The 21,885-nt window shown below is 70.2% G+C and carries 25 protein-coding genes; 7 read left to right on the top strand and 18 right to left on the bottom strand.

Features of this window, described 5'->3' with window-relative positions; all coding sequences use genetic code 11:
* Window positions 1-4 precede the first annotated feature (4 nt).
* The 14 genes from ABD875_RS03720 to ABD875_RS03785 all read right to left on the bottom strand — a co-directional run bounded on the left by ABD875_RS03720 (window position 5) and on the right by ABD875_RS03785 (window position 12,911).
* Window positions 5-775 (bottom strand): glucose 1-dehydrogenase, encoded by a 771-nt coding sequence (locus tag ABD875_RS03720; protein WP_345171331.1) that lies wholly within the window; start codon window positions 773-775, stop codon window positions 5-7.
* Between the two features lie 2 nt (window positions 776-777).
* Window positions 778-1,671 (bottom strand): 3-oxoacyl-ACP reductase, encoded by an 894-nt coding sequence (locus ABD875_RS03725; RefSeq protein ID WP_345171333.1) that lies wholly within the window; start codon window positions 1,669-1,671, stop codon window positions 778-780.
* Window position 1,672: 1 nt separating this feature from the next.
* Window positions 1,673-1,864 carry a ferredoxin gene (locus ABD875_RS03730; protein ID WP_345171335.1) on the bottom strand — a complete coding sequence of 64 codons (192 nt, stop codon included), beginning with the start codon at window positions 1,862-1,864 and terminating at the stop codon, window positions 1,673-1,675.
* 3 nt (window positions 1,865-1,867) lie between these two features.
* Window positions 1,868-2,842, bottom strand: a complete 975-nt coding sequence (locus tag ABD875_RS03735; RefSeq protein WP_345171337.1) for an NAD(P)/FAD-dependent oxidoreductase — start codon at window positions 2,840-2,842, stop codon at window positions 1,868-1,870.
* A 74-nt stretch (window positions 2,843-2,916) separates the two neighbouring features.
* Window positions 2,917-3,408 carry a hypothetical protein gene (locus ABD875_RS03740; RefSeq protein WP_345171339.1) on the bottom strand — a complete coding sequence of 164 codons (492 nt, stop codon included), beginning with the start codon at window positions 3,406-3,408 and terminating at the stop codon, window positions 2,917-2,919.
* A 173-nt stretch (window positions 3,409-3,581) separates the two neighbouring features.
* On the bottom strand, window positions 3,582-4,085 hold the full coding sequence (locus ABD875_RS03745) for a nuclear transport factor 2 family protein (protein WP_345171341.1): 504 nt from the start codon (window positions 4,083-4,085) through the stop codon (window positions 3,582-3,584).
* The gene (locus tag ABD875_RS03750) at window positions 4,082-5,359 is read right to left on the bottom strand and encodes an MCE family protein (RefSeq protein ID WP_345171343.1); all 1,278 of its coding nucleotides are present in this window, start codon (window positions 5,357-5,359) and stop codon (window positions 4,082-4,084) included. Before ABD875_RS03750 ends, ABD875_RS03745 begins: the two co-directional genes overlap by 4 nt.
* Entirely contained in the window at window positions 5,356-6,750 is a 1,395-nt protein-coding gene (locus tag ABD875_RS03755) for an MCE family protein (protein ID WP_345171345.1), read from the bottom strand. The genes ABD875_RS03750 and ABD875_RS03755 overlap by 4 nt, the downstream gene beginning before the upstream one ends.
* Window positions 6,747-7,925 carry an MCE family protein gene (locus ABD875_RS03760; RefSeq protein WP_345171347.1) on the bottom strand — a complete coding sequence of 393 codons (1,179 nt, stop codon included), beginning with the start codon at window positions 7,923-7,925 and terminating at the stop codon, window positions 6,747-6,749. Before ABD875_RS03760 ends, ABD875_RS03755 begins: the two co-directional genes overlap by 4 nt.
* Window positions 7,925-8,911, bottom strand: a complete 987-nt coding sequence (locus tag ABD875_RS03765; protein WP_345171349.1) for an MCE family protein — start codon at window positions 8,909-8,911, stop codon at window positions 7,925-7,927. The genes ABD875_RS03760 and ABD875_RS03765 overlap by 1 nt, the downstream gene beginning before the upstream one ends.
* On the bottom strand, window positions 8,908-9,990 hold the full coding sequence (locus tag ABD875_RS03770; RefSeq protein ID WP_345171351.1) for an MCE family protein: 1,083 nt from the start codon (window positions 9,988-9,990) through the stop codon (window positions 8,908-8,910). The genes ABD875_RS03765 and ABD875_RS03770 overlap by 4 nt, the downstream gene beginning before the upstream one ends.
* Window positions 9,987-11,294 carry an MCE family protein gene (locus ABD875_RS03775; protein WP_345171353.1) on the bottom strand — a complete coding sequence of 436 codons (1,308 nt, stop codon included), beginning with the start codon at window positions 11,292-11,294 and terminating at the stop codon, window positions 9,987-9,989. The genes ABD875_RS03770 and ABD875_RS03775 overlap by 4 nt, the downstream gene beginning before the upstream one ends.
* Complete coding sequence (locus tag ABD875_RS03780; protein WP_345171355.1) at window positions 11,294-12,133, bottom strand: ABC transporter permease; 840 nt, start codon at window positions 12,131-12,133, stop codon at window positions 11,294-11,296. The genes ABD875_RS03775 and ABD875_RS03780 overlap by 1 nt, the downstream gene beginning before the upstream one ends.
* 4 nt (window positions 12,134-12,137) lie before the next feature.
* On the bottom strand, window positions 12,138-12,911 hold the full coding sequence (locus ABD875_RS03785; RefSeq protein WP_425576180.1) for an MlaE family ABC transporter permease: 774 nt from the start codon (window positions 12,909-12,911) through the stop codon (window positions 12,138-12,140).
* 184 nt (window positions 12,912-13,095) lie between these two features.
* Between ABD875_RS03785 and ABD875_RS03790 the strand changes: the two genes are divergently transcribed.
* Window positions 13,096-13,650 carry a DUF1707 SHOCT-like domain-containing protein gene (locus tag ABD875_RS03790; RefSeq protein WP_345171357.1) on the top strand — a complete coding sequence of 185 codons (555 nt, stop codon included), beginning with the start codon at window positions 13,096-13,098 and terminating at the stop codon, window positions 13,648-13,650.
* On the top strand, window positions 13,647-14,321 hold the full coding sequence (locus ABD875_RS03795; RefSeq protein WP_345171359.1) for an ion channel: 675 nt from the start codon (window positions 13,647-13,649) through the stop codon (window positions 14,319-14,321). The genes ABD875_RS03790 and ABD875_RS03795 overlap by 4 nt, the downstream gene beginning before the upstream one ends.
* Window positions 14,322-14,342: 21 nt before the next feature.
* On the opposite strand, the gene ABD875_RS03800 is transcribed toward ABD875_RS03795, so the two are convergent.
* The gene (locus tag ABD875_RS03800) at window positions 14,343-15,038 is read right to left on the bottom strand and encodes a response regulator transcription factor (protein ID WP_345171361.1); all 696 of its coding nucleotides are present in this window, start codon (window positions 15,036-15,038) and stop codon (window positions 14,343-14,345) included.
* 84 nt (window positions 15,039-15,122) lie between these two features.
* On the opposite strand from ABD875_RS03800, the gene ABD875_RS03805 reads away from it, so the two are divergent.
* On the top strand, window positions 15,123-16,292 hold the full coding sequence (locus ABD875_RS03805) for a PP2C family protein-serine/threonine phosphatase (protein ID WP_345171363.1): 1,170 nt from the start codon (window positions 15,123-15,125) through the stop codon (window positions 16,290-16,292).
* 25 nt (window positions 16,293-16,317) lie between these two features.
* Here ABD875_RS03805 and ABD875_RS03810 read toward each other — a convergent pair whose 3' ends face one another.
* Complete coding sequence (locus tag ABD875_RS03810; protein WP_345171365.1) at window positions 16,318-16,881, bottom strand: hemerythrin domain-containing protein; 564 nt, start codon at window positions 16,879-16,881, stop codon at window positions 16,318-16,320.
* Between the two features lie 105 nt (window positions 16,882-16,986).
* Between ABD875_RS03810 and ABD875_RS03815 the strand changes: the two genes are divergently transcribed.
* Genes ABD875_RS03815 through ABD875_RS03825 form a run of 3 tightly spaced genes read left to right on the top strand, consistent with a single transcriptional unit; the run spans window position 16,987 to window position 19,719 of the window.
* Window positions 16,987-18,960: a glycosyltransferase family 2 protein gene (locus tag ABD875_RS03815; protein WP_345171367.1), complete on the top strand. Its 1,974-nt coding sequence runs from the start codon at window positions 16,987-16,989 to the stop codon at window positions 18,958-18,960.
* Window positions 18,957-19,292: an STAS domain-containing protein gene (locus ABD875_RS03820; protein WP_345171369.1), complete on the top strand. Its 336-nt coding sequence runs from the start codon at window positions 18,957-18,959 to the stop codon at window positions 19,290-19,292. The genes ABD875_RS03815 and ABD875_RS03820 overlap by 4 nt, the downstream gene beginning before the upstream one ends.
* Window positions 19,285-19,719: an ATP-binding protein gene (locus ABD875_RS03825; protein ID WP_345171372.1), complete on the top strand. Its 435-nt coding sequence runs from the start codon at window positions 19,285-19,287 to the stop codon at window positions 19,717-19,719. The genes ABD875_RS03820 and ABD875_RS03825 overlap by 8 nt, the downstream gene beginning before the upstream one ends.
* Before the next feature lie 26 nt (window positions 19,720-19,745).
* Here the strand turns inward: ABD875_RS03825 and ABD875_RS03830 are convergent, their stop codons facing one another.
* Window positions 19,746-21,029 carry an MFS transporter gene (locus ABD875_RS03830; protein WP_345171374.1) on the bottom strand — a complete coding sequence of 428 codons (1,284 nt, stop codon included), beginning with the start codon at window positions 21,027-21,029 and terminating at the stop codon, window positions 19,746-19,748.
* Between the two features lie 33 nt (window positions 21,030-21,062).
* On the opposite strand from ABD875_RS03830, the gene ABD875_RS03835 reads away from it, so the two are divergent.
* On the top strand, window positions 21,063-21,449 hold the full coding sequence (locus tag ABD875_RS03835; protein ID WP_345171376.1) for a hypothetical protein: 387 nt from the start codon (window positions 21,063-21,065) through the stop codon (window positions 21,447-21,449).
* Here the strand turns inward: ABD875_RS03835 and ABD875_RS03840 are convergent.
* Complete coding sequence (locus ABD875_RS03840; RefSeq protein ID WP_345171378.1) at window positions 21,356-21,868, bottom strand: hypothetical protein; 513 nt, start codon at window positions 21,866-21,868, stop codon at window positions 21,356-21,358. The genes ABD875_RS03835 and ABD875_RS03840 overlap by 94 nt on opposite strands.
* Between the last annotated feature and the right edge of the window lie 17 nt (window positions 21,869-21,885).

A 21,885-nucleotide genomic window follows, 5' to 3' on the forward strand; every position in this document is an offset into this window, starting at 1 on the left:
GAACCTAGCCTCCGAACGCGTGGGTGGCGGTGACGCCCCCGTCGATCGAGATCTCGGCGCCGTTGATGTACGACGACTCGTCGCTGGCCAGGAAGACGTACAGCGGCGCGATGTCCTCGGGGTGCCCGACACGACGCAGCGGCACCTTGGAGGCGCCGTACTCCATCGCGATGTCGCCGCCGTGCACCCGCGTCATCGGGGTGTCGATCATGCCGGGGTGCACGGAGTTGACCCGGATGCCCTTCGGGCCGAGCTCCATCGCGCCGCACTTGGTCATGCCGCGGATCGCCCACTTCGTCGCGGCGTACGCCGTGCAGTTGGCCATGCCGGCCAGGCCCTCGACCGACGAGGCGTTGATGATCGAGCCGCCGCCGTTGGTGCGCATGGTCGCCGTGACCGCCTGCATGCCGAGGAAGCAGCCGAGCTGGTTGACGCGGAACAGCAGCTCGAGCTCGTCGACCGGCATCGTCTCGATCTCGCCGAAGCGCAGCAGCCCGGCGTTGTTGGCGAGCACGTTGACCGGACCGAAGCGCTGGTTGGTGTCCTCGACGAGCGCGGTCCAGGAGGCCTGGTCGCTCACGTCGTGGTGCACGAAGTGGGCGGCGTCGCCCCCGAAGTCCTGGCAGAGCTCGTCGGCGAGCGCCTGGCCCTGCTCCTTGGCGATGTCGGCGATCGCGACCCTCGCGCCCTCGGCCACGAACTGCCGCGCGATCCCGGCACCCTGGCCCATCGCGCCGCCGGTGACGATCGCGACCTTGTCGTCCAGACGTCCCATCGTCACACCGTCAGCTTCATGATCGAGTCCGCGGCGAAGCCGGCGGACGGGTCCCGGTCGGAGAAGTAGCTCCCGAGCTGCTTGTCGAGGTCGTCGGCGGTCCACAGGCTGCCGGCCTTGTCGAAGCGCTGCTCGACGACGGGCGGCGCGATCAGCGCGACCATCCCGCCGTACACGACGAAGACCTGGCCGGTGATGCCGGACGCGGCCGGCGAGGCGAGGTAGGCGACCAGCGGCGCGACGTGGTCGGGCGAGTACGGGTCGACCTCGAGGCCGGACTGGTCCTCGCCGAACACGTCGGCGGTCATCGCGGTCCGCGCCCGCGGGCAGATCGCGTTGGCGCGGACGCCGCTGCTGGCCATCGCACGGGCGGTCGAGACCGTGAGCGCGGCGATGCCGGCCTTGGCGGCGCCGTAGTTCGCCTGTCCCGGCGGACCGGAGAGGAACGCCTCGGAGGCCGTGTTCACCACGGCCGCGTCGACCGGGCCGGACTCCTTGGCCTGGGCCCGCCAGTACGCCGCGGCGTTGCGCGAGAGCAGGAAGTGCCCGCGCAGGTGGATCTTGATGACGAGGTCCCACTCCTCGTCGCTCATGTTGAACAGCATCCGGTCGCGGGTCACCCCCGCGTTGTTCACCACGATGTCGAGCCGGCCGAAGCCGTCGACGGCAGCGGCGAGCATGGCGTCGGCGGTGGACCGCTCCCCCACGTCGCCCGTGACGACGCTCGCCTCCCCACCGCGGGACCGGATCTCCTCGGCCGCCTCGTCGGCGCCACCCGGCAGGTCGTTGAGGACGACGCGCGCTCCGGCATCGGCCAGCGCGAGCGCCTCGGCGCGCCCGAGACCGGCGCCGGCCCCGGTCACGATCGCGACGCGGCCGTCGAGAGAGGTGCTCAAATCAGTCCTCCAGGGAGATGGCGGCGCGCGGGCAGGCCGCGACGGCGCGCTTGACGTTCTCGATGTTCTCGGGAGTGGTCTCCTCGGTCTTCAGCTGGAGGTAGTCGTCGTCGTCCAGCTCGAACACCTCGGGTGCCATCGCCTCGCAGAGGGCGTTGGACTCGCAGAGGTCGAAGTCCACCTTGATCTTCATTGCTCAGCTCCCTTCCGAGGAGTGACCGGGGAACACGTGGGCGGTCGGGTCGATCACGACCGCAGCGTTGTTGACCGCGGTGGCGGCCTCGCCGAAGCCGACGGCGATCAGCCGCACCTTGCCGGGGTACTCGGTGATGTCGCCCGCGGCGAACACGCGCGCGAGGTTCGTGCGCATCGACGGGTCCACGACGATGTGCCGCTTCTGCACCTCGATCCCCCACTGCTGCAGCGGTCCGAGGTCCGCGATGAAGCCGAGCGCCGCCACCACCGCCTGGGCCGGGCGCGTCGTGGTCTCGCCGTCCACGGTGATCTCGACCGACTCGAGGACGCCGTTGCCGTGCAGTGCGGACACCTCCGCCCGGGTGACGATCTCGACCGAGGAGTCACGGACCGCCTGCACGGTCCGCTCGTGGGCGCGGAACGCGTCACGCCGGTGCACCAGCGTGACCGACTGCGCGACCGGCTCGAGGTGCAGCGCCCAGTCGAACGCGGAGTCACCGCCGCCGACGATCACGACGTCCTTGCCGGCGTACGGCGCGAAGCTGGGCACGAAGAACTCGAGTCCCCGGCCGAGCCAGCCGTCGCCGGCCGGCAGCGCGCGCGGGCTGAACTTGCCGATGCCGGCCGTGATCAGCACGGCCTTGGCGCGGATCTCGGTGCCGTCGTCGAGGCCGACGACGACGCTCTCGTCCTCCTCGGTCAGCGTGGTCGCGGTCCGGTCGAGGAAGTACGCCGGGTCCGCGGTCGTCGCCTGGGCCACCAGCCCCTCGACGAGCTCGCGGCCCTTGATCGACGGGAACCCGGCGACGTCGAGGATCTGCTTCTCGGGGTACATCGCCGTGATCTGTCCGCCCAGCTCGGGCAGGGAGTCGACGATCGCGACGCTCATGCCGCGGAAGCCGGCGTAGTAGGCGGCGAACAGGCCGGTCGGGCCGGCGCCGATGATCAGGAGATCAGTGTCGTGTTGGTCGGCCACGCCGCGATCCTGCTCCTCTCGAAGGGGTCGACTCAACTATAACCTGTTCTAGTTTTGTCGCGGCGTCAATCTCGTCACTGCGTCTCGATGTCGGAGACCAGCCACCCGTGGTCGGTGCGCACGACCGTGACCAGCGCTCGGTACTGCGCGTAGTCGGTCCGCGGCTGGCCGTCCACGACCTTCTCGACGTACTGGTTCAGGAAGAGCAGCGCCTGGACCTGCTCGGGCGACGCCTGCACCACGCTCTGGCCGACCGTCTCGAACTGGAGCTTCGTCTTCCCGGCGACGAACCGGTCCTTGATGCCCTCGGCGGTCGCGCGGTACTCCTCGGCGAAGCTGTCGGTCATCTTCGAGGTCGCCTGCTCGACCTGCTCGTCGTAGTCCTCGTACGACGTCGACAAGATGTCGACGGCCGACGTGGCCGCCGCGTCGACCGCGGCCCGGTGGCTCAGCTCTCCGGTGACGACCGGTCGGTCGGCGGACACCGTGGCCGTGGCGTCCTGGTTCAGGTAGAGGATCTCGGCGATGCCGATGCCGAGCAGCACCACGATGGCCGCGGCCAGCACCCAGGTGCGCCGTCCGGTGGTTGAGGTGCGAGCGGAGCGAGCCTCGAAACCACCGTCGTCGGCAGGTGCGGTGGTTTCGAGGCTCGGCGCTGGCGCGCCTCGCACCTCAACCACCGGTTCCGACCGCCGTCCGGCGATCTTCTTCGGCTTGCCCGTCGGGTTGCGTGACGTCATCAGCTCACGAACTCCAGGTTGCTGGTGCGCCACTCGCCGTCGACGTACTGCAGGTCGAGCTTGAGCCGGAAGTAGCGCGCGACCGGCTTGTTGCCGGACGCCTTGTTCGCGACGGTGCCCTTGGTGGAGGCGAGGACCGTCGCGCTGTCGCCGTCGAGGTCGACGACGCCGGCCGAGAGCACCTCGCCGTCCATCACGGACTGGTTCTGCTCGAGCAGCTGCACGACACCCTCGGTCGAGGAGTCGTACTGCTCGGCGAACTCGCCGGTCGCGCCTTCGGCGACGGCGTCGATGCTCGCCTGGGCGTCGCGGTAGTCGATGTTGATGAACGCCTCGACCTCGTCGCGTGCCGCCGCGAGCACGGCGCCGTACCGCGCCTGGGCGACCGCCTCGCTCTCACGGTTCTGGTGCTCCTTGTAGACGAGCACCCCGCCGAAGACGACCGCACAGGCCAGCAGCAGCGCGACCGCGAACAGGGCGATGTCGAGACGGACCCGCGTCACGGGTTCATCACGGAGCTCGCCAGGAGCCACTTCCATCCATCCCCTCCCAGGATCGACAGGTCACCCTGATCGACGAATCGTACGGGGTTGCCGTGCCGATCGACCGCTCCCGACACCAAGCCGCTGCGCGGGTCGTAGGACGAGCGGTAGACCCGTCCCGGGGAGTTCGGGCCGGAGTTCTGGCCGGAGTTCGGGGAGTACTTGGGACCGCGCATCACGAACGGCGGACCGCTGGCGCACTGCGCGGGGTAGATCGGCGAGTCCGTGAGGTCGTTGGTACGCCGCCACTCGCTGCGCGGCTTGTACCCCTCGGTGCACGGCGGCTGGCGGTAGTCGAGCTGCAGGTTGACGTGTCCGTACCCGTCGCCGGGCGTCCCGGTGAACCCGCTCGCGATCGTCGTCGGGTAGGTGACCAGCAGCTGCTCGAGCCCGGCGAGGTGGGTGACCACGACCTGGTTGACGCTGACCGCGTTGCCCAGCAGGACCGGCAGCGTCGGCTGGAGGTCGCGCAGCAGCGCGTCGACCTCGCGGGCGGCGCGCGGCGTCCCGTCGAGGACCCGCTCGAGGTCGTCGTCGCTGCGGGCGAGGGCGTCGGTGATCTCGGCCAGGTCGCCGGCGAGGCTGGTGATGTTCTCGCGCTCGCCCTGCTGGGTGGTCAGCACCCGCTTGCCCTGGTCGAGCAGCCGGATGGTCTCCTCGGTGTGGGCGGCCGCCTCCCGGACGAACGTGCTGCCGTTGTCCAGCAGCCGTTGCAGCGGCCGGCCGGTGTCATTGAACATCGTGCCGAGCTCGCGGACGACGGTGGTCAGGTTGTCCTGGTCCACCGAGCCGACGAAGCTGTCGAGCTCGACCAGGAGGTCCGCCTCGTCGACCGGGAGTGACTCCTCGTCGCCCTCGAACGTGTGGCCGTTCTCGGCGTACGGGCCGTCGTCGTCGGGCGGTTCGAAGTCGAGGTACTGCTCCCCCACCGCCGACAGGTTGTGCACGTGCATCGCGGAGTCGAGCGGGAGCTCGGTGCCGTCTTGGAGGTTGAGGTCGAGCGTGACCCCCTCGGCGGTCGCGTCCATCCGGGCGACCTTGCCGACCTTCACGCCGCGGTAGGTCACCTCGCTGCCCTCGAACAGCCCGCCCGAGGTCGGCAGGGTGGCGTGCACGGTCAGCCCACGCCCGAGGACCTTGTCGACGAGTCCGAGGTAGGACCCGGCCATGTAGACGATGCCGACCGCGCTGAGCACGATGAACGCCGCGATCCGGATCTTCACGCCGCGGGTCATGAGCCACCTCCGAACAGCCCGCTCGCGCTCGGCTCGGCGCTCGGCCGACCGTCCGCGAGCGCATCACCGAGCAGTCCGCCGAGGCCGGGGAAGCCAGGGAGACCGGGCAGCTCCGGGAGCCCGCCGGTGTCGCCGCCCGGGAGACCGAGGATGCCGAGCAGGTAGTCGAGCACGCCCTGGAGGTCCAGCCCGTCACCGGCGCCCGGGAGCGCCCGGATGACGACGCAGACCGGGTTCTGGTCGTACTTCTTCTTGCGGCACTCCTTCTTCAGGTTCTTGAACAGCCGCAGGTTGTCGAGCAGCTTGACGCAGGCCTTGCTCTGGATGTCGCCGGAGCGCAGGCACTTCTCGACGTTGGTGAGCACCTCACCGGGGTCCGGCAGGATCGGCGGGATGCCGCCGCCCGGCTGGCCGTTGGGGATGATGTTCTCCAGGTTGATGTCGGCGCGGATCGACGTGTTGGCGTAGTCGCCCTTGACGATCTCGCCCGCTTCCTTGGGGAACGGGAAGCTCACCAGCAGGTTCAGCCCGGGCGCGAGGTCGGCGCCGGCCTCGTGCAGCCGCTGCAGCACCGGCTGCAGGTGGTCCAGCGACGCGAGGATGTCGTCCTTGCTCTGGGTGATCACGCGGGTGCCGACCTCGCCGAGCTCGTCGAGCGAGCCCAGCATCGCGATCAGCTCGTCGTGCTGGGCGGCCAGCACCTCGATGGCGGGGCCGGTCACGTCGAGTGCGTCGGTGATCGTGTCCTTCTCGGCGTTGAGCGTCGCGGTGAGGCTGTTGATCGACTCCATCGCGCGGAGGATGTCCTCCTTCTGGTCGTCGATGGTGCCGACCACGTCCTCCAGCGACCCGAGCAGGTGCCGGAGCCGGTCGGTGCGACCGTCCATCACGGCGTTCAGCTCGTGCGTGATCGTGCCGAGCTGCGCGACTCCGCCGCCGCTCAGCAGGAACGACAGCGCCCCGAGCACCTCCTCGACCTCCGGGTTGCGACCGGTGTCGGCGAGGTCGATGGTGTCGCCCTCCGACAGGTTGCCGCTGGGCGCGACGTCGGTCGGCGCCTCGAGCGCGACGTACTTCTCGCCGAGCAGGCTGACCTGCCGGATGTCGGCGACCGCGTTGTCGGGGAGGTCCACGTCGTCGCGGATCCGGAGCGTGACACGCGCGTGCCACCCCACGCGCTCGACGTCGGTGACCTCGCCGACGGTGACGTCATCGACCATCACCGGCGAGCGGGGCACGACGTTGAGGATGTCCGCGAACTCCGCGGTGACCTCGAACGAGCTGTCCTCGTCCACAGGAGAGCCGGGCAGCGGCAGGTCGTAGGCGCCGTCGAAGTCGCAGGCGGTCGTCACGAGCGCCAGCGAGACCAGGCCGAGGAGGAGCCGCTTCACGAGCCGCCTCCCATCATCGACGACAGCGACCCGGAGGACGCCCCACCGAGGTTCGGGGCGGGCCGGTTCGGGACCGCCGGCGGGACCGTCGGCAGCTGGTCCTCGACCGGCTCCAGGAGCTGCTCGAACAGCCGGCACGCGAGGTCGGCGGCGGCCCGCGGCAGACCCGCCTGCTGGACGACGGCGCACAGGAAGCCGTCGGCGTCCCACAGGTTGCCGCTGATCCCGATCCGCGAGCCGATGGTGCCGGTCTGGCTGTTGAACGCGAGCCCGAGGTTGCCGATCGCGACCGGCGCGATCCGCAGCGCGTCGTCGATGCTGTCGCGCTCCGAGTTGATCGTCTTCATCACCCGCGTGAGCTTCTCGACGTCGGTCACCAGCGCGTCCCGGTTGTCGTGGACGAACGTGCGGACGGTGCCGACCGCGTCGGCGACCGACGCCAGCGCCCCCTGGATCTCCTGCCGCTCGTCGGACAGCTGGGCGGTCACGTCGGCCAGGTCGCGGATGAACGCGCGGACGAGCCGGTCGTTCTCCGCGAGCGTCGTGCTGAACTCGGCGAGCTGGGTGACGGTCTCGAACAGGGGCCCCGCGCCCTCGCCGAAGGTCTCCGCCGCGGCGGCGAGCTCGGTCAGCATCTGGTTGCCGAGCTCACCCTGGCCGTCCAGCGCCTGGGCGCCGGCCTCCAGGACGTTGTCGAGCGTGCCGTCCTTGTTCACGCCGTTCGGTCCGAGCGCCGCCGACAGGTCGCGCAGGCTCGCGTAGATCCGGTCGAGCTCGACCGGCACACCCGTGTCCGGCAGCGCGATGTCCGCACCGTCGGCCATCACCGCGTCGCCCGGGTCGTACGCCGGGGTCAGCTGGACGAACCGGTCCGCGACCAGGGTCGGGGTGACGATGACGGCCTTCGCGTCGGACGGCACCTTGTACTGCGCGTCGTACTCCATCTCGACCCGCACCGAGTTGCCCTCCGGGGCCACACTGGTGACCTCGCCGACGTTCACCCCGAGGATCCGCACGTCGCTTCCGGGGTAGATGCTCACCGCGCGCGGGAAGTGCGCGGTGACGGTCTTGGTCTCGGTGCTGTCGCGCACCGCGAAGAACCAGATCCCCGCCACCAGCACCAGCGCCAGCACCACGGCGACGATCCGCCCGCTCGTCCTGCTCAGCACGTCCATCAGTTCGCCTCCGTGAATCCGGGGAGGAACTCGCCGGTCGGGATCGCGAGGAGGTTGGCCGCGTAGGCGTCGAACCACGGGCCGGTCCCGATGATGTTGCCGAGGATCGACACGTAGGGGCCGAGCGCGGCCAGCGTCGCCTTGAGCTCCTTCTCCTTGCTCACCAGCAGCGAGAGCAGGTCGTCGACCTCCTTCAGGGCCGGCGCCATCTGCGCCTGGTTGTCCTCGGCCACGCCGCGCAGCTGCTCGGCGAGGTCGCGGGCGTTGACGAGCAGCAGGTGGATCGCCTCCTTGCGGCGCTTCACCTCCTCGAACACCAGGTCGCTGTTCTTCATCAGCTCGACCAGGTCCTCGCTGCGCGCGGCGAGCACCTTGCTGACGCTCTGCGAGCTCTTCAGCAGCGCCTGGATCTGCTCGTCGCGCGACGCGACCGTCTGGGAGAGCCGCGCGATGCCGCGGAAGCTCTGCTCGATCTCGGGTGCCGCCTGGTTGGTGGTGTCCGCGACGATGTCCAGCGCCTTCGTGAGCTGGTCGGTGTCGATCCGCTCGGTCGTGGTGGTCAGGTCGCCGAAGACGCCGACGATGTCGTACGCCGACTCGGTGCGGTCCCTGGGGATCACGTCGTCGCCGAGGTCGCCCTCACCGGCGGGCTGGAGCTCGAGGTACTTCTCGCCGAGGAGGTTGAGCACCTCGACCGAGGCGCGGCTCTCGTCGCCGAGCTCGACGTCGTTGTCGACCTCGAACGTGACCAGGACCGTGCTGCTGTCCTCCAGCGCGACCTCCTGCACCCGGCCCACCCGGATGCCGCCGACCTGCACCATGTTGCCCTTGCGGATCCCGCTGGCGTCGGTGAACTCCGCGCGGTACGTCGAGCCCTTGAACCCCGGGAACTGAGAGAGGTTGAAGGCGGCCGCCATCACCAGGAGCATCACCACCAGGGTGATCGCTCCCCACCGCAGCGTGCGGGCCTCGCTCGGGCGGCTCATTCGCCCGCTCCGTTGCAGCGCGGCGCCGAGGAGTGGAACTCCAAGCGGTTGAGCAGCGTCATCAGCTGCCGCACGCCGGGGATCTCACCGAGGCTCAGCGGCAGCGTGATCCGGCCGCTGAACCCGCAGACGTAGTAGCTGTACCAGGAGCCGTAGGTGCCGGTCCGGGTCTGGTCGGTCATCGACTCGGGGAGCCGGTCGAGCATCTCGACCACCTGGGCGCGGTTCTCCTTCTTGTTCAGCAGCTCCGCCAGCTTGCGCAGCTTCGCCACGTCGGACTTGATCAGCGGGCGGCCCTGCCGGATGAGGTCGGCCACGACGACCGTCAGGTCGGAGATGTTGTCGAGCGAGGAGCCGATGAGGTTGCGGTCGGCAGCCAGGTCGGCCATCCAGTCCTTCAGCCCCACCACGAGCTCGCTGAGCTGCTGATGCCGGCTGTCGACGGTGGTGAGCGTCTGGGTGAGGTTGTCGATGACGCCGCCGATGAGCTCGTCGCGGTCGGCGAGGGTGTTGGTGAGCGACGCGGTCTTCTGCAGCAGTCCCTGGACCGTGCCGCCCTCGCCCTGCAGCACCTGGACGAGGTTCATGCTCAGGTCGTTGACCTGCTGGGGGTTCAGCGCCTGGAACAGCGGCTGGAACCCGTTGAACAGCACGGTCAGGTCGAGCGCGGGCTTGGTCTGCTCGATCGGGATCGTGGCGCCGCCCTCGAGCGGCTCGGCATCGGTGTCGCTGCCCTCCTCGAGCGCGAGGTAGCGGTCGCCGACGAGGTTCAGGAACCGGATCTCCGCCCGCGAGGCCGTCGTCAGGGGGACGTCGGACTGCACCCGGAACGTCACCAGCGCCTGGGTCCGGTCGTGGTGCTCGACGTCCTTCACCTCACCGACGCTGACGCCCGCGACCCGGACGTCGTCGCCCTTCTGGAGCATCGAGGCGGTGCTGAAGACCGCCTTGTACGTCGTGCCGGGACCGAAGCCGATGTTGCCCATGATCACGGCGAGCATCCCGGTCACGAGGATCGAGATGACCGTGAAGATCGCGAGCTTGACGCCCGCGGCGATCGTCGTCGAGTTGCGGCTCATCGGGCGTTCGCCCCCTGCCGGACCAGCGGGCCGTACATCAGGGATCCGAGCGAGCCGAAGCTGTCCGCCGGCTGTCCGGTGCGCGCGCCGAGGAGCGCGTTCACGATCGTCTGCTCCCCCTCCGTGCCGCTGTAGTCGGCACCCGGGCGGTTGAGGCCGAGGTAGTCGGGGATCAGCGCCGTGGGCGGGTTCTCGTCGATGTCGCTGCCCTGGTCGAGCGCGACCGGCGGCAGCGGCACCTTCGGGTTCGGCAGGCCCAGGCACCACGGGCCGTGGCCGACCTCGCCGAACGTCGGCTTGTCGTCCTCGTCGTACGCGCTGTACTGCGGCGTGCCGACCTCGAGGTACTGCTTGACCTGGTTGCCCTCGAACGTGCGCGCCAGGCGCGGCGCATAGCGAGCGGCGCCGCTGAGCAGGCACGGGAACTCGGGCGCGTAGGTCGCGAGGACCTTGAGGAACGGCTCGGTGACCTCACCCAGGCGGATCAGGTTGGCCTCGTTCTCGCGGAGCACGGCCGTCGACGTGTCGGACAGGCCCTGCAGGTCGGAGAAGAAGACCCCGATCTGCTTCTCGTTGTCGATCACGGTCTCGCTCGTGGTGGTGATGTCGCGCAGCACGTCGAGCAGGTCGGGCGCGGCGATGTCGTAGGTGTCGGCGACGTCGGCGAGCTTGACCAGGTCCTCGCGCAGTGTCGGCAGGTGGTCCGCGATCTCACCGAGGTAGCCGTCGAGCTGGTCCATGGTCTCGCCGAGCTGCTCGCCGCGACCGCCGAGCGCGGTCGACAGGGCGTTGAGCGTCGCGTTCAGGTCGGCCGGCCGGACCGCGCGCAGCAGCGGGAACAGGTCGGCGAGGATCCGGCTCAGCTCGACGTTGGTCTCGACCCGGTCGGGCGGGATCACCGCGCCGTCCTCCAGCGCGGTCCCCGACGGCTCGTCCGGGAGCACGAACGACACGAACTTCTGGCCGAACAACGTGGTGGGCAGGATCTCGACCGTGACGTTGTCGGGGATCTGGTCGGCCTCGTCCGGCTCGAGCGCCACGTCGATCACGGCCTTGTCGCCGTCCTGGCCGACCGAGCGCACCTGGCCGACCAGCGCGCCGTTCAGCCGGACGTCGCCGAACTTCGCGAGCTGGAGGCCGGCCCGGTCCGCCTCGATGGTCACGTGGGTGGCCGGCTCGAACGCCTTGTTGTAGATGGCGATGGAGAGCCCGATCAGCAGCGCGATCACGGTCACGAACGCGACGCCGGCCAGCAGCAGCCGGCGGTGCTCCCGCGGGCTGTCGTGGTAGATGTTCACCAACATCAGCCGGTGATCCTCACCGTGGTGGTGGAGCCCCAGATCGCGAAGCTCAGGAAGAAGTCGGCGACCACGATCGTCACGATGCTGGTGCGGATCGCGCGGCCCACCGCCATGCCCACGCCGGCCGGCCCGCCCGACGCGGTGTAGCCGTAGTAGCAGTGGATCAGGATCACCGCGACCGCGAGGAACAACAGCTTGAAGAACGACCACAGGATGTCGACCGGCGGCAGGAACTGCAGGAAGTAGTGGTCGTAGGTGCCCGACGACTGGCCGTAGATCAGCGTGGTGATCAGCCGCGGCGAGAGGTACGACGCGGACAGCGCCACGATGTAGAGCGGGATCACCGCGATGAACGCCGCGATCATCCGGGTGGTCACCAGGAACGGCAGCGACGGGATGCCCATCACCTCGAGCGCGTCGATCTCCTCCGAGATCCGCATCGCGCCGAGCCGGGCGGTGTAGCCGCACCCGACGGTCGCGGCGAGCGCGATCGCCGACACCAGGGGCGCCACCTCGCGGGTGTTGAAGTACGCCGAGATGAACGCGCTGAACTTCGCGACGCCGATCTGGCTCAGCGAGGCGTAGCCCTGGATGCCGACCTCGGTGCCGGCGAAGAACGCGAGGAACGCGATCACGCCGACGGTGCCGGCGATCAGGCTGAGGCCGCCCGCACCGAAAGTGACCTCGGCGAGCGTGTTGGTGATCTCGCGGGGGTACCGGCGGATCGCGCGCGGCACCCAGGCGAGCGCCTTGATGTAGAAGAACAGCTGGTCGCCGCGCTGCTCCAGCGAGAACCGCCAGCTGCGGGCGAAGGAGGAACCGAACGTGCCGATGGTCGCCATGTCGTCACAGCCCCGGGGGTGGGACGACTTGGAAGTAGATCGCGGTGATGATGGCGTTCAGGAAGAACAGCAGCATGAACGCGACGATCACCGACTCGTTCACCGCACGGCCCACACCACTGGGTCCGCCGCCGGCGTTCAGCCCCTTGTATGCGCCGACGATCGCGGCCAGCCACCCGAAGACGACGGCCTTGATCATCGAGATGTAGAGGTCCGGCAGGCTCGCGAGCGCGGTGAACGACGACAGGAACGCCCCGGCGGAGCCGCCCTGCACGATCACGGTGAAGAAGTAGCCGCCGCCGATGCCGGCGGCGATCACGATGCCGTTGATCATCAGGGCGACGAACATCGTGGCGACGACACGGGGCGCGATGAGCCGCTCCAGGGGGTCGACCCCGAGCACCTCCATCGCGTCGATCTCCTCGCGGATCTTGCGCGCGCCCATGTCGGAGCAGATCGCGGAGCCCGCGGCACCCGCGATGATCAGCGCCGCCGCGATCGGGGCCGCCTCCCGGACGACCGCGAGCACCGCGGTCGCGCCGGCGAACGACTGCGCGCCGAGCTGGCCGGTGAGGTTGCCGACCTGCAGCGAGATCACCGCGCCGAACGGGATCGACACCAAGATCGTGGGCATCAAGGTCACGCTGGTGATGAACCAGGCCTGCTCGATGAACTCCCGGAACTGGAAGGGCCGGGTGAAGATCCGCTTGGTGACCTCGACGACCATCACCGCGATCTCACCGGGCCCGCGCAGCACCGAGGCGGCAGTGACCGACACGTGCCCACCTCCCGAACCCTGTCTAGACAACCCGGACAGACTAGAACGTGTTCTCGTTCTGGGCAACGCCGACTGCGCTCCCCTGCTCCCACCCCACGTAACGACGCTTCTCCCCGGAGGTAACGGGCGTGAAACGTGGGCTGGACCGCTGCTCCTACGATGTGCGCGTGCCCAGGACGCCCCGATGACCGGCACCCCGGAGGTCTGGTCGTCGTTCACCTACGACCCGCGCGAGCCGCGGTACGCCGCCCTGCGTGCGTCCGACCACGACCGTGCGGTCGTGCACCAGGTGCTCGCCGAGGCCTACGCCGACGGCCGCCTCGACCGCGAGGAGTACGACGAGCGCAGCCAGCGCGTGGACGGCCTCCGGGTGCTGGGTGACTTCCGGCCGATCCTCGACGACCTGGTCGCGCCGCCGCCGACTCCCGGGCGCAGCCTGGCGCACGCCTCGCACCGCGACCTCGAGACGCTCGCCGAGCGGGCCTGGCGGACCAAGCGCCGCGAGGCGTCGTTCTCGTTCGCCGGCGCGAGCCTGGTGACGACCGCGATCTGGTTCGCGACCTGCTTCAGCGACGGCACGTTCGACCCGTACTTCTTCTGGCCCGGCTTCGTCATCGCGTTCAGCCTGCTGCACCTCGTGCGGGTCGCGAGCTCGCACCGCGAGATCGTCGACTCCGAGCTGCGCCGCCTCGAGAAGCGCCGGGCCAAGGACCAGCGCGGACGCGGGCCGCTCGGATGACCCACGAGCACATGCCGGTGCGCCAGGTCCTCGGCAAGCACCCCTCCGCGGTGCTGCTGGGGGCCCAGCTCGTGACGGTGCTCGCCTACCCGTTCCTGAGCAAGGACTTCGCGGGACGCGCGGTCATCGGCGTCGCGCAGATGTGCGTCGTGGTGCTCGCGGTCTGGGCGGTACGGCGCACGCCGTCGTTCACCTGGGTGGTCGGGGCGGTCGCGGTCCCCGCGATGGCGTTCACGGTCCTCGAGGCCGCATCGCCGGACACGGACTGGATCGTGCTGACGTCGGCGCTGCTGCACGCGCCGTTCTACTTCTACGTGTCGTACTCGATGATCCGCTACCTGTTCCACGACGACCAGATCACCACCGACGAGCTCTACGCGACCGGCGCGGCGTTCACGGTCGTCGCCTGGGGCTTCGCCTACCTGTTCGCCGCCACCCAGGTCGTCTGGGCGGGCTCGTTCATCGGCAACGGCGGCGAGGGCGAGCGCACCTGGTTCGAGCTGCTGTTCCTGTCGTTCTCGACCCTGACCAGCGTCGGCCTCTCCGACGTCATCCCGGTCCAGGAGCACGCCCGGTCCGTGGTGATGATCGAGATGGTCGCCGGCGTCTTCTACGTCGCGCTGGTCGTGGCCCGCCTGGTCGGGCTCACCGTCCGCCGGCCACCTGTCTGACGGCCGACGGTCTGACAGCGGCTACGCCGAGGCGAGCGCGTACGCCGCACCCTCGACGGTGCGGATCCGGTCGGTGCCGGCGCCGGCCTTGCGGAGCTTGCGGCGCAGGTTCGCGACGTGCACGTCGATCAGGTAGTCGGACTCGATGAACTCGCCGCCCCAGACCTCGCTCACCAGGTCGGAGCGGTCCCAGGCGCGTCCGGGCTCGCGGGCCAGCACGGCCAGCACGTCGACCTCGGGGGGCGTCAGCGGCACCGGGTTGCCCTCGAACATCGCGACGTGGCGCACCGGCACCAGCACCAGGCCCCCGCCCGCCTCCACGACGTCGTCCTCCGGCCGCTCCGGCTCCGCCGCGCGCGCCCGCCGGAGCAGCGCGGCGCTGCGCGCACCGAGCTCCCGGGTCGAGAACGGCTTGGCGAGGTAGTCGTCGGCGCCGAGGTCGAGGGCCAGCAGCCGGTCGACCTCGTCGGTGCGCGACGTGATCATCATGACGAAGGTGTCGCTGAACTCCCGCAACCGTCGGCACACCTCGGTCCCCTGCATGTCCGGCAGCTGCACGTCGAGCGTGACGAGGTCGGGCTTCAGGTCACGGATCAGCCGCAGCCCCTCGTCCCCCGTCTCCGCCCCGTGCACCTCGATGCCGGCCTTGCGGAGCACGATGTCGATCAGCTCCCGCGTGTCCGCCTCGTCCTCGACCACGACTGCCCGAGCGGCCATGTCACCCCTTCCCGCAAGGTCCCCGGCACCGGTGGTAGGTCATGCTGGACCAGACCACCCCGATCTGAGGAGGATACGACCATCATGAGCGAGCAGGCGTCCAGCACGCTCCGCGTCGCCCAGAGCCTCGGACACTGGGACCAGCGCTCCGAGCGGCTCGACCGGATCACCCGACTGACCCGCACGATCTTCGACGTGCGGTGGACCTCCATCACCGTGCTCGACGACGAGCAGGCGTGGTTCCCGAGCGCCCAGGGGTTCGACCAGCGGGTCATGCCGCGCGAGGACACGTTCTGCAACCACACCGCGCGTGCGGACGAGGAGGTCCGCGTCGCCGACGCGACCCTCGACCTGCGCTTCCAGGGTCTGCCGGCGGTCGTGAACGACGGGATCCGGTTCTACGCCGGCGTGCCGCTGCGCGACCCGGCCGGGCACACGGTGGGCGTCTTCTGCCTCTACGACGACCGCGTGCGCGAGCTCGACGCCGACGAGCAGCAGACCCTCGAGGACCTCGCCGCCTGGGCCGAGCAGGAGCTGCTGGCCTCCGCGGAGATGGTCCACGCCTCCCAGGTCCAGAACTCGATGCTGCCGGCGGGCCCGATCCGGCTGGCCGGCTGGAGCGTGCACGGCATGTGCCTGCCGGCGCTGGCCGTCGGCGGTGACCTGTTCGACTACGCGGTCTCCGACGAGGTGCTGCACGTCGGGATCGGCGACGTGATGGGCAAGGGCACCGGCGCCGCCCTGCTGGGCGCCGGGGTCCGCTCCGCGCTGCGCAGCACTCACCAGGCGGTGGTCGCCGGCGTCGACCTCGGCGTCACCGTCACCCAGGTCGCACGCGCGCTCGACCCGGACCTGCGGCGCGCGGGGGCGTTCGTGACCCTGGTCGAGGGGGCGATCGACCTCGACGACGGCTACTTCCGCTACGTCGACGCGGGCAGCGGCCTGTGCCTCGTGGTCCGCGCCGACGGCACCGTCGAGCGGCTGCGCAGCGACGACCTGCCGCTCGGCATCCTGTCCGACGCGCACTGGACCGAGCGGTCCACGAGCCTCGAGCCCGGCGACCGGATGCTGCTGTTCAGCGACGGCCTGCTCGACCTCGTCGAGGACCAGGTCGAGTGGTGGAAGCCGATCGGCGCGATGGTCGCGGCGTACGGCGACACGACCGACCTGCTCGGCCACGTCGCCGAGCTCACCGCCCGGATGCAGCCGAGTGACGACGTGACGGTCGTGGCGGTGTTCCGCGCCGCCGAGTGAACCCTGGTGACGCCGCGGCGCGGAATCAGTCGTCGTCCTCGTCGTCCTCGTCGTCGTCGAGCAGGCCCTCGCGCCGCGCCTCGGCGACGATGCGGCGGACGTTCTCGATCCGGCCGCAGTCCGCGTCGATCTGGGCGTTGCGCTCCTCGGCGAACAGCACGCCGAGGTCGGCGCGCACCTGCGGGCCGACCTCCTCGCGGGCCGGATTGAGGATCGTCAGCTCCTCCTCGGTGAGGTGGTGGTTCACCAGCCGGGCAAGCTCCTCGACCGCGTCGTCGAAGGCCTGGGTGTCGGTGCCCTTGAGCTCCAGGACCGCGAGCAACGCCTCGTTGCCCTCGGCGTGCTCCTCGACGCCGTGGTCGGCCTCCTCGTCGTCGACGGCGTTCTTGCGCTTGAGCTTCGGATAGACGTGCTTCTCCTCGGCCTCCGCGTGCGCGACGTGCAGCGCTGCGAACGCCCGGCGTACGGCGTCTCGGTCCTGACTGCTGTCGCGCAGGTCGCGCAGCAGCGCCTCGAAGCGGCGGTGGTCGTCGAGGATCAGCTCGACGACGTCCCCCTGGACCGGTCGACCCAGATCGATGTTCGTCATGGCCCGACCGTGCCCGCGCCGCCGCGAACCAAACCCTGGTCGACATGGATCCTGGTCACAGGGGAACATGACCGACGGGGACCATCTTCTCGGGAAAGGTGGGGCATGGGGCTCCGGCTATGGGTGATCCGCATCGTCGTGCTGGTGACGGCGATCCTGGGGATCAACTACGTCGTATGGCGCTGGCTGGCGTCGGTCAACTGGGACGCGTGGTGGATCGCGGTGCCCCTGGTCGTCGCGGAGACCTACAGCCTCGTGGACTCGCTGCTCTTCGGGCTGACCATGTGGCGCTGCCGCGACCGCGGCGAGCCCCCGGAGCCGGAGCCGGACCTCACGGTCGACGTGCTCATCGCGACGTACAACGAGCCCATCGACCTGGTGATGCGGACCGCCCGCGCGGCGGCGGCCATCCACTACCCGCACCGGACCTGGGTGCTGGACGACGGTGCCCGACCCGAGATGAAGGCGGCCGCCGAGGCCGAGGGCATCGGCTGGATCACCCGGTCCGAGGACTGGTCGGGCAAGGCCCGGCACGCCAAGGCCGGCAACCTCAACAACGCGCTGCTGATGACCGACGGCGAGTTCCTGCTGATCCTCGACGCCGACCAGGTGCCGTTGCCGGAGATCCTCGACCGCACGCTCGGCTACTTCCGCGACCCGAGGATGGCGCTGGTGCAGACGCCGCAGTGGTTCGAGAACGTGCCGGCCGACGACCCGCTGGGCAGCCAGGCGCCGCTGTTCTACGGCCCGATCCAGCAGGGCAAGGACGGCTGGAACGCCGCGTTCTTCTGCGGCTCGAACGCCGTCATCCGCCGCGAGGCGCTGATGCAGCTGGGCGTGTCCCGCTACGCCGGCGAGGTCGAGGCCGGCGTACGCCGGGCGCTGCGCACCGCCCGCTCGGTCCTGCGCCGGGCCCGCAAGGACCTCACCGGCGACGACCAGATGGTGCGCGCCGCGCTCGACGCGATCGAGTTCGACCTCCGGCGCGCGCAGCAGGAGCTCGACGCCGGCGAGGCGCTCATGGACGTGACCTACCGCTTCCAGCAGCGCGTGGCCGCGGTCCGGCGCGAGATGGTCGCCGCCGACCTGACCGCGCTCGAGAGCGACCTGGCCGCGATCGCCGAGCTGGACGACCTCGCGGGCGACGGCGTCGGCCTCGACCTGGACGCGCTCGACAAGCTCTCCGCCCGCGAGTACTCCCCGCTCGGCGCGGTCGAGACCGTGCAGGCGCTGATCGAGGCCGTCGACGTCGACCTCGGCGGTGAGGCCCAGCCGATCATGCCGATGGCGACGATCTCGGTGACCGAGGACATGGCCACGTGCATGCGCATCCACGGCCTCGGCTGGCGTACGGCGTACCACGACGAGGTGCTCGCCCACGGCCTCGCGCCGGAGGACCTGGCCACCATGCTCACCCAGCGGCTGCGCTGGGCGCAGGGCACCATGCAGGTGATGCTGCGCGAGAACCCGCTCGTCCAGCGGCGGCTGACCTGGCCGCAGCGGCTGATGTACTTCTCCACGATGTGGAGCTACCTCTCGGGCTTCGCCGCGATCGTCTACCTCGCCGCCCCGATCGTCTACCTCACCCTCGGCATCCTGCCCGTGCAGGCGCTGAGCACCGAGTTCTTCATCCGCCTCGTGCCATTCCTGGTCGTCAACCAGCTGCTGTTCTTCATCGTGGCGGACGGGCGGCCGACCTGGCGCGGGCAGCAGTACTCGCTGGCGCTGTTCCCGACCTGGATCAGGTCGGTCACCTCCGCCGTCGGGAACGTGGTCTTCGGCAGATCTCTCGACTTCGCCGTCACGCCGAAGACGAAGCAGGAGAGCGACCGCCGCCCGTGGCACCTGGTGCGCCCACAGCTGTGGGCCATCGTCGCGCTAGTCCTGGCCGCCGTCATCGGCGTGGTCCGGATGTCGACCGGCCACGCCAACGTGCCCGGCACCCTCTTCAACATCGTGTGGGTCGGCTTCGACCTGGCGATCTTCTCCGTCATCATCAAGGCTGTGCGCTACCGCGGCTTCGACCCGGCGGCCGAACAGCCACCGTCCATCATCCGAGCCCGCCGAGGAGCAGCATGATCGAGTTCGCCGTCGAGACGACCCCCCAGGGCATCGCCGTCGTGCGCCCCCAGGGCCGCCTGAACATGGCGGCCGCCCGCCGGCTCAAGGAGGTGCTCGACGGGCTCGTGGGTGACGGCCGCAACCGCATCGTCGTCGACATGGAGGAGACGACGTTCCTCGACTCCTCCGGCCTCGGCGCCCTCATCGCCGGCCTGAAGTCCGCCCGCCAGGCCGGCGGCGACCTGCGGGTCGCGCGCCCGACCGAGGCGGTGCGCACCGTGTTCTCCCTGACGAACCTGGACCGCGTGCTGAAGCCGCGTGACACCGTCGAGGACGCGTTCGATGACTGAGGGCAACGACGGCCGTCTCGACCTGTCGGCACCCGCGACCCCCGAGATGATGGGCCTGGTCCACGCCGTGCTCGAGCAGCTGTGGGAGGCTCACGACGACGTCGCCGCGACCGACCGGGTCCGCTTCGAGATGGCGGTCATCGAGATCCTCGGCAACATCGTCGAGCACGCCTACGAGATCGACTCGACCGACACCGGCAGCCGGCGCTTCGACGTCTCCGTCGCGGCCACCGAGACCGAGCTCGTCGCGTCCTTCGGCGACAACGGCCTCCCGATGTCGATCGACCTCAGCGACGTGGCGATGCCCGACGAGCTCGCCGAGTCCGGGCGCGGGCTCGCGCTGGCGATGGCCGCTGTCGACGACCTGTCCTACGAGCGCGAGAACGGCCGCAACCTCTGGCGGCTGACCTGCACCAGGAAGGGCTGAACCCGCGCCGACCGCGCACCAGCCGGTCAGCCGACCGCGCGGGTGATGCCCTCGAGCTCGTCGCGGTCGACGACGCGGCGGGTCTTCACGCGGTAGCGGTAGACCTGGGTGAGACCCAGCGCCCACAGCACGTACTGCGCGCTCATCGCCCAGCGGAACGCCTCGGGCGGGTAGGCGTCACTGTCCCCGGGCGTGCGCCAGTCGAGGATCAGCCCGATGGTGATCACCAGGACCAGCGAGGCGAGGAACCCGCCCTGGTTGATGATCCCGGTGGCGCTCGCGAACCGCTCGGCCGGGTTCGACGTACGACCCAGGTCGAAGCCGATCATCGACGCGGGGCCACCGACGCCGACCACGACCGCGAGCACGACGAGCAGCCACAGCGGTGCGTTGCCCGGCCAGGCGAGCACCACGGTCCACACGCCGGCGATCACGGAGACGATGGCCAGCACGGTCGTCGAGCGGTGCCATGGGTGCGCGCCGACCAGCCAGCCCAGGATCGGGCCGGCGCACATGACGGCCAGCACCATGACCGTGAGCAGCGCGCCGGCGGTCCCGGACGAGAGGCCCTCGCCGCGGACGAAGAACGGGTAGCCCCAGAGCAGGCTGAGCGCGGTGGCGCTGAACTGCGTCGAGAAGTGCATCCAGAACCCGAGCCGTGTCCCCGGGTGCGCCCAGGACGCCGCCAGGCTCGTGCGCACCGCTGTCAGCGACATCGCCGGTCCGCGCAGGTGCCGGACGCCGGGTGCGTCCCACAGCACCACGAGGATCGCGGCGGTCAGCAGCAGGCCGAGGGACGCGGTGGCCAGGTAGGCGCGGGTCCAGCCGACCTCGCGGAGCGCCCAGGTCATCGGGATCGCCGCGGCGACCGCGCCGAGCTGGCCGAGGGTCCCGGTCAGCTGGGTGACCAGCGGGATCCGCCGCGCCGGGAACCAGCTGCTGACCAGGCGCAGCACGCAGATGAACGTCATCGCGTCGCCCATCCCGACGAACACCCGCGCGACCAGTGCCAGGGAGTACGACGGCGCCAGGGCGAACCCGGCCTGCGCGACGGTGATGAGGATCGTGCCGGTCAGCAGCACGCTGCGCGAGCCGAAGCGGTCGACCGCCAGGCCCACCGGGATCTGCATCGCGGCGTACACCAGCAGCTGCAGCATCGTGAAGGTCGCCAGCTGGGCTGCGGAGATGTCGAAGCGCTCGGTGGCGGCGAGACCGGCCACCGCGAGCGAGGAGCGGTGGAACACCGCGACGAGGTAGACCAGGAGCCCGACGATCCAGACCGCCGTGGCGGTGCGGACGGTCGGCTTCACTGACCTGATTCTACGGCCGCCTAGGCTCGGAGCATGCCCCGCCTCTCGTCCGTGGTCATCCACTGTGCCGACCCGGCTGTGCTTGCCCCGTTCTGGAGCCTGGTGACCGGGATCCCGATCCTCGAGGAGGACGCCCGGGCCATCGCCGAGGGCACCTTGGAGGACGACGAGTCGGTGCTGCTGCGCGGGCCCGAGGGGCACGCCGACGTCTGGCTGACACCTGCCACCCACCGTGGTGGCCGAGCGGGAGCGCTGGACGGTGCTCGCGGACCCGGAGGGGAACGAGTTCTGCGTGCTGCCCGAGAAGCACTGACCCGGCTGGCGGGTCATTTCGACTTCAAGAACACCTGCACCGAGATCACCAGCAGCCCGATCACCCCGCCGGTCGCCGACGCCAGCAGCCAGGGGCCGCCGCGGTAGCCGGCCCGCCGGCTGGCGAGAGCAGCCATGCCGATCAGGGTGACGGTGCCGGTGACCAGCACCAGCGCCCGCACGTGGGACATCCCCATCGGCGTCATCCGGCCGAGCGCCAGGATGATCAGCGCCGGCGCCGCGGCCAGCACGACGTGCCCCTGCCGCCACACCGCGAACCGCCACTCCTCGCGGGTCAGCCGTCGGGCATGGGTGGCGTGCGCGTGGAGCACCTGGGAGAACGCGTGGGCGATCGCGATCGCCAGCACGGGAGCGAGCACGATCAACGCACCCGCGGCGTACGACAGGCTGTGCCAGCCGCCGTACACACCGAGCTCGGCCATCACGACGATCGTGGCGTAGCTGAGGTGCTCGACGTCGATGTCGTAGCCGCGGACGCTGACGAAGTGCTGGTCGAGGTCGCTCACGCGGGCAGGCTACTGAG

The organism is Nocardioides caricicola (assembly GCF_039541135.1).
Lineage (GTDB): Bacteria > Actinomycetota > Actinomycetes > Propionibacteriales > Nocardioidaceae > Nocardioides > Nocardioides caricicola.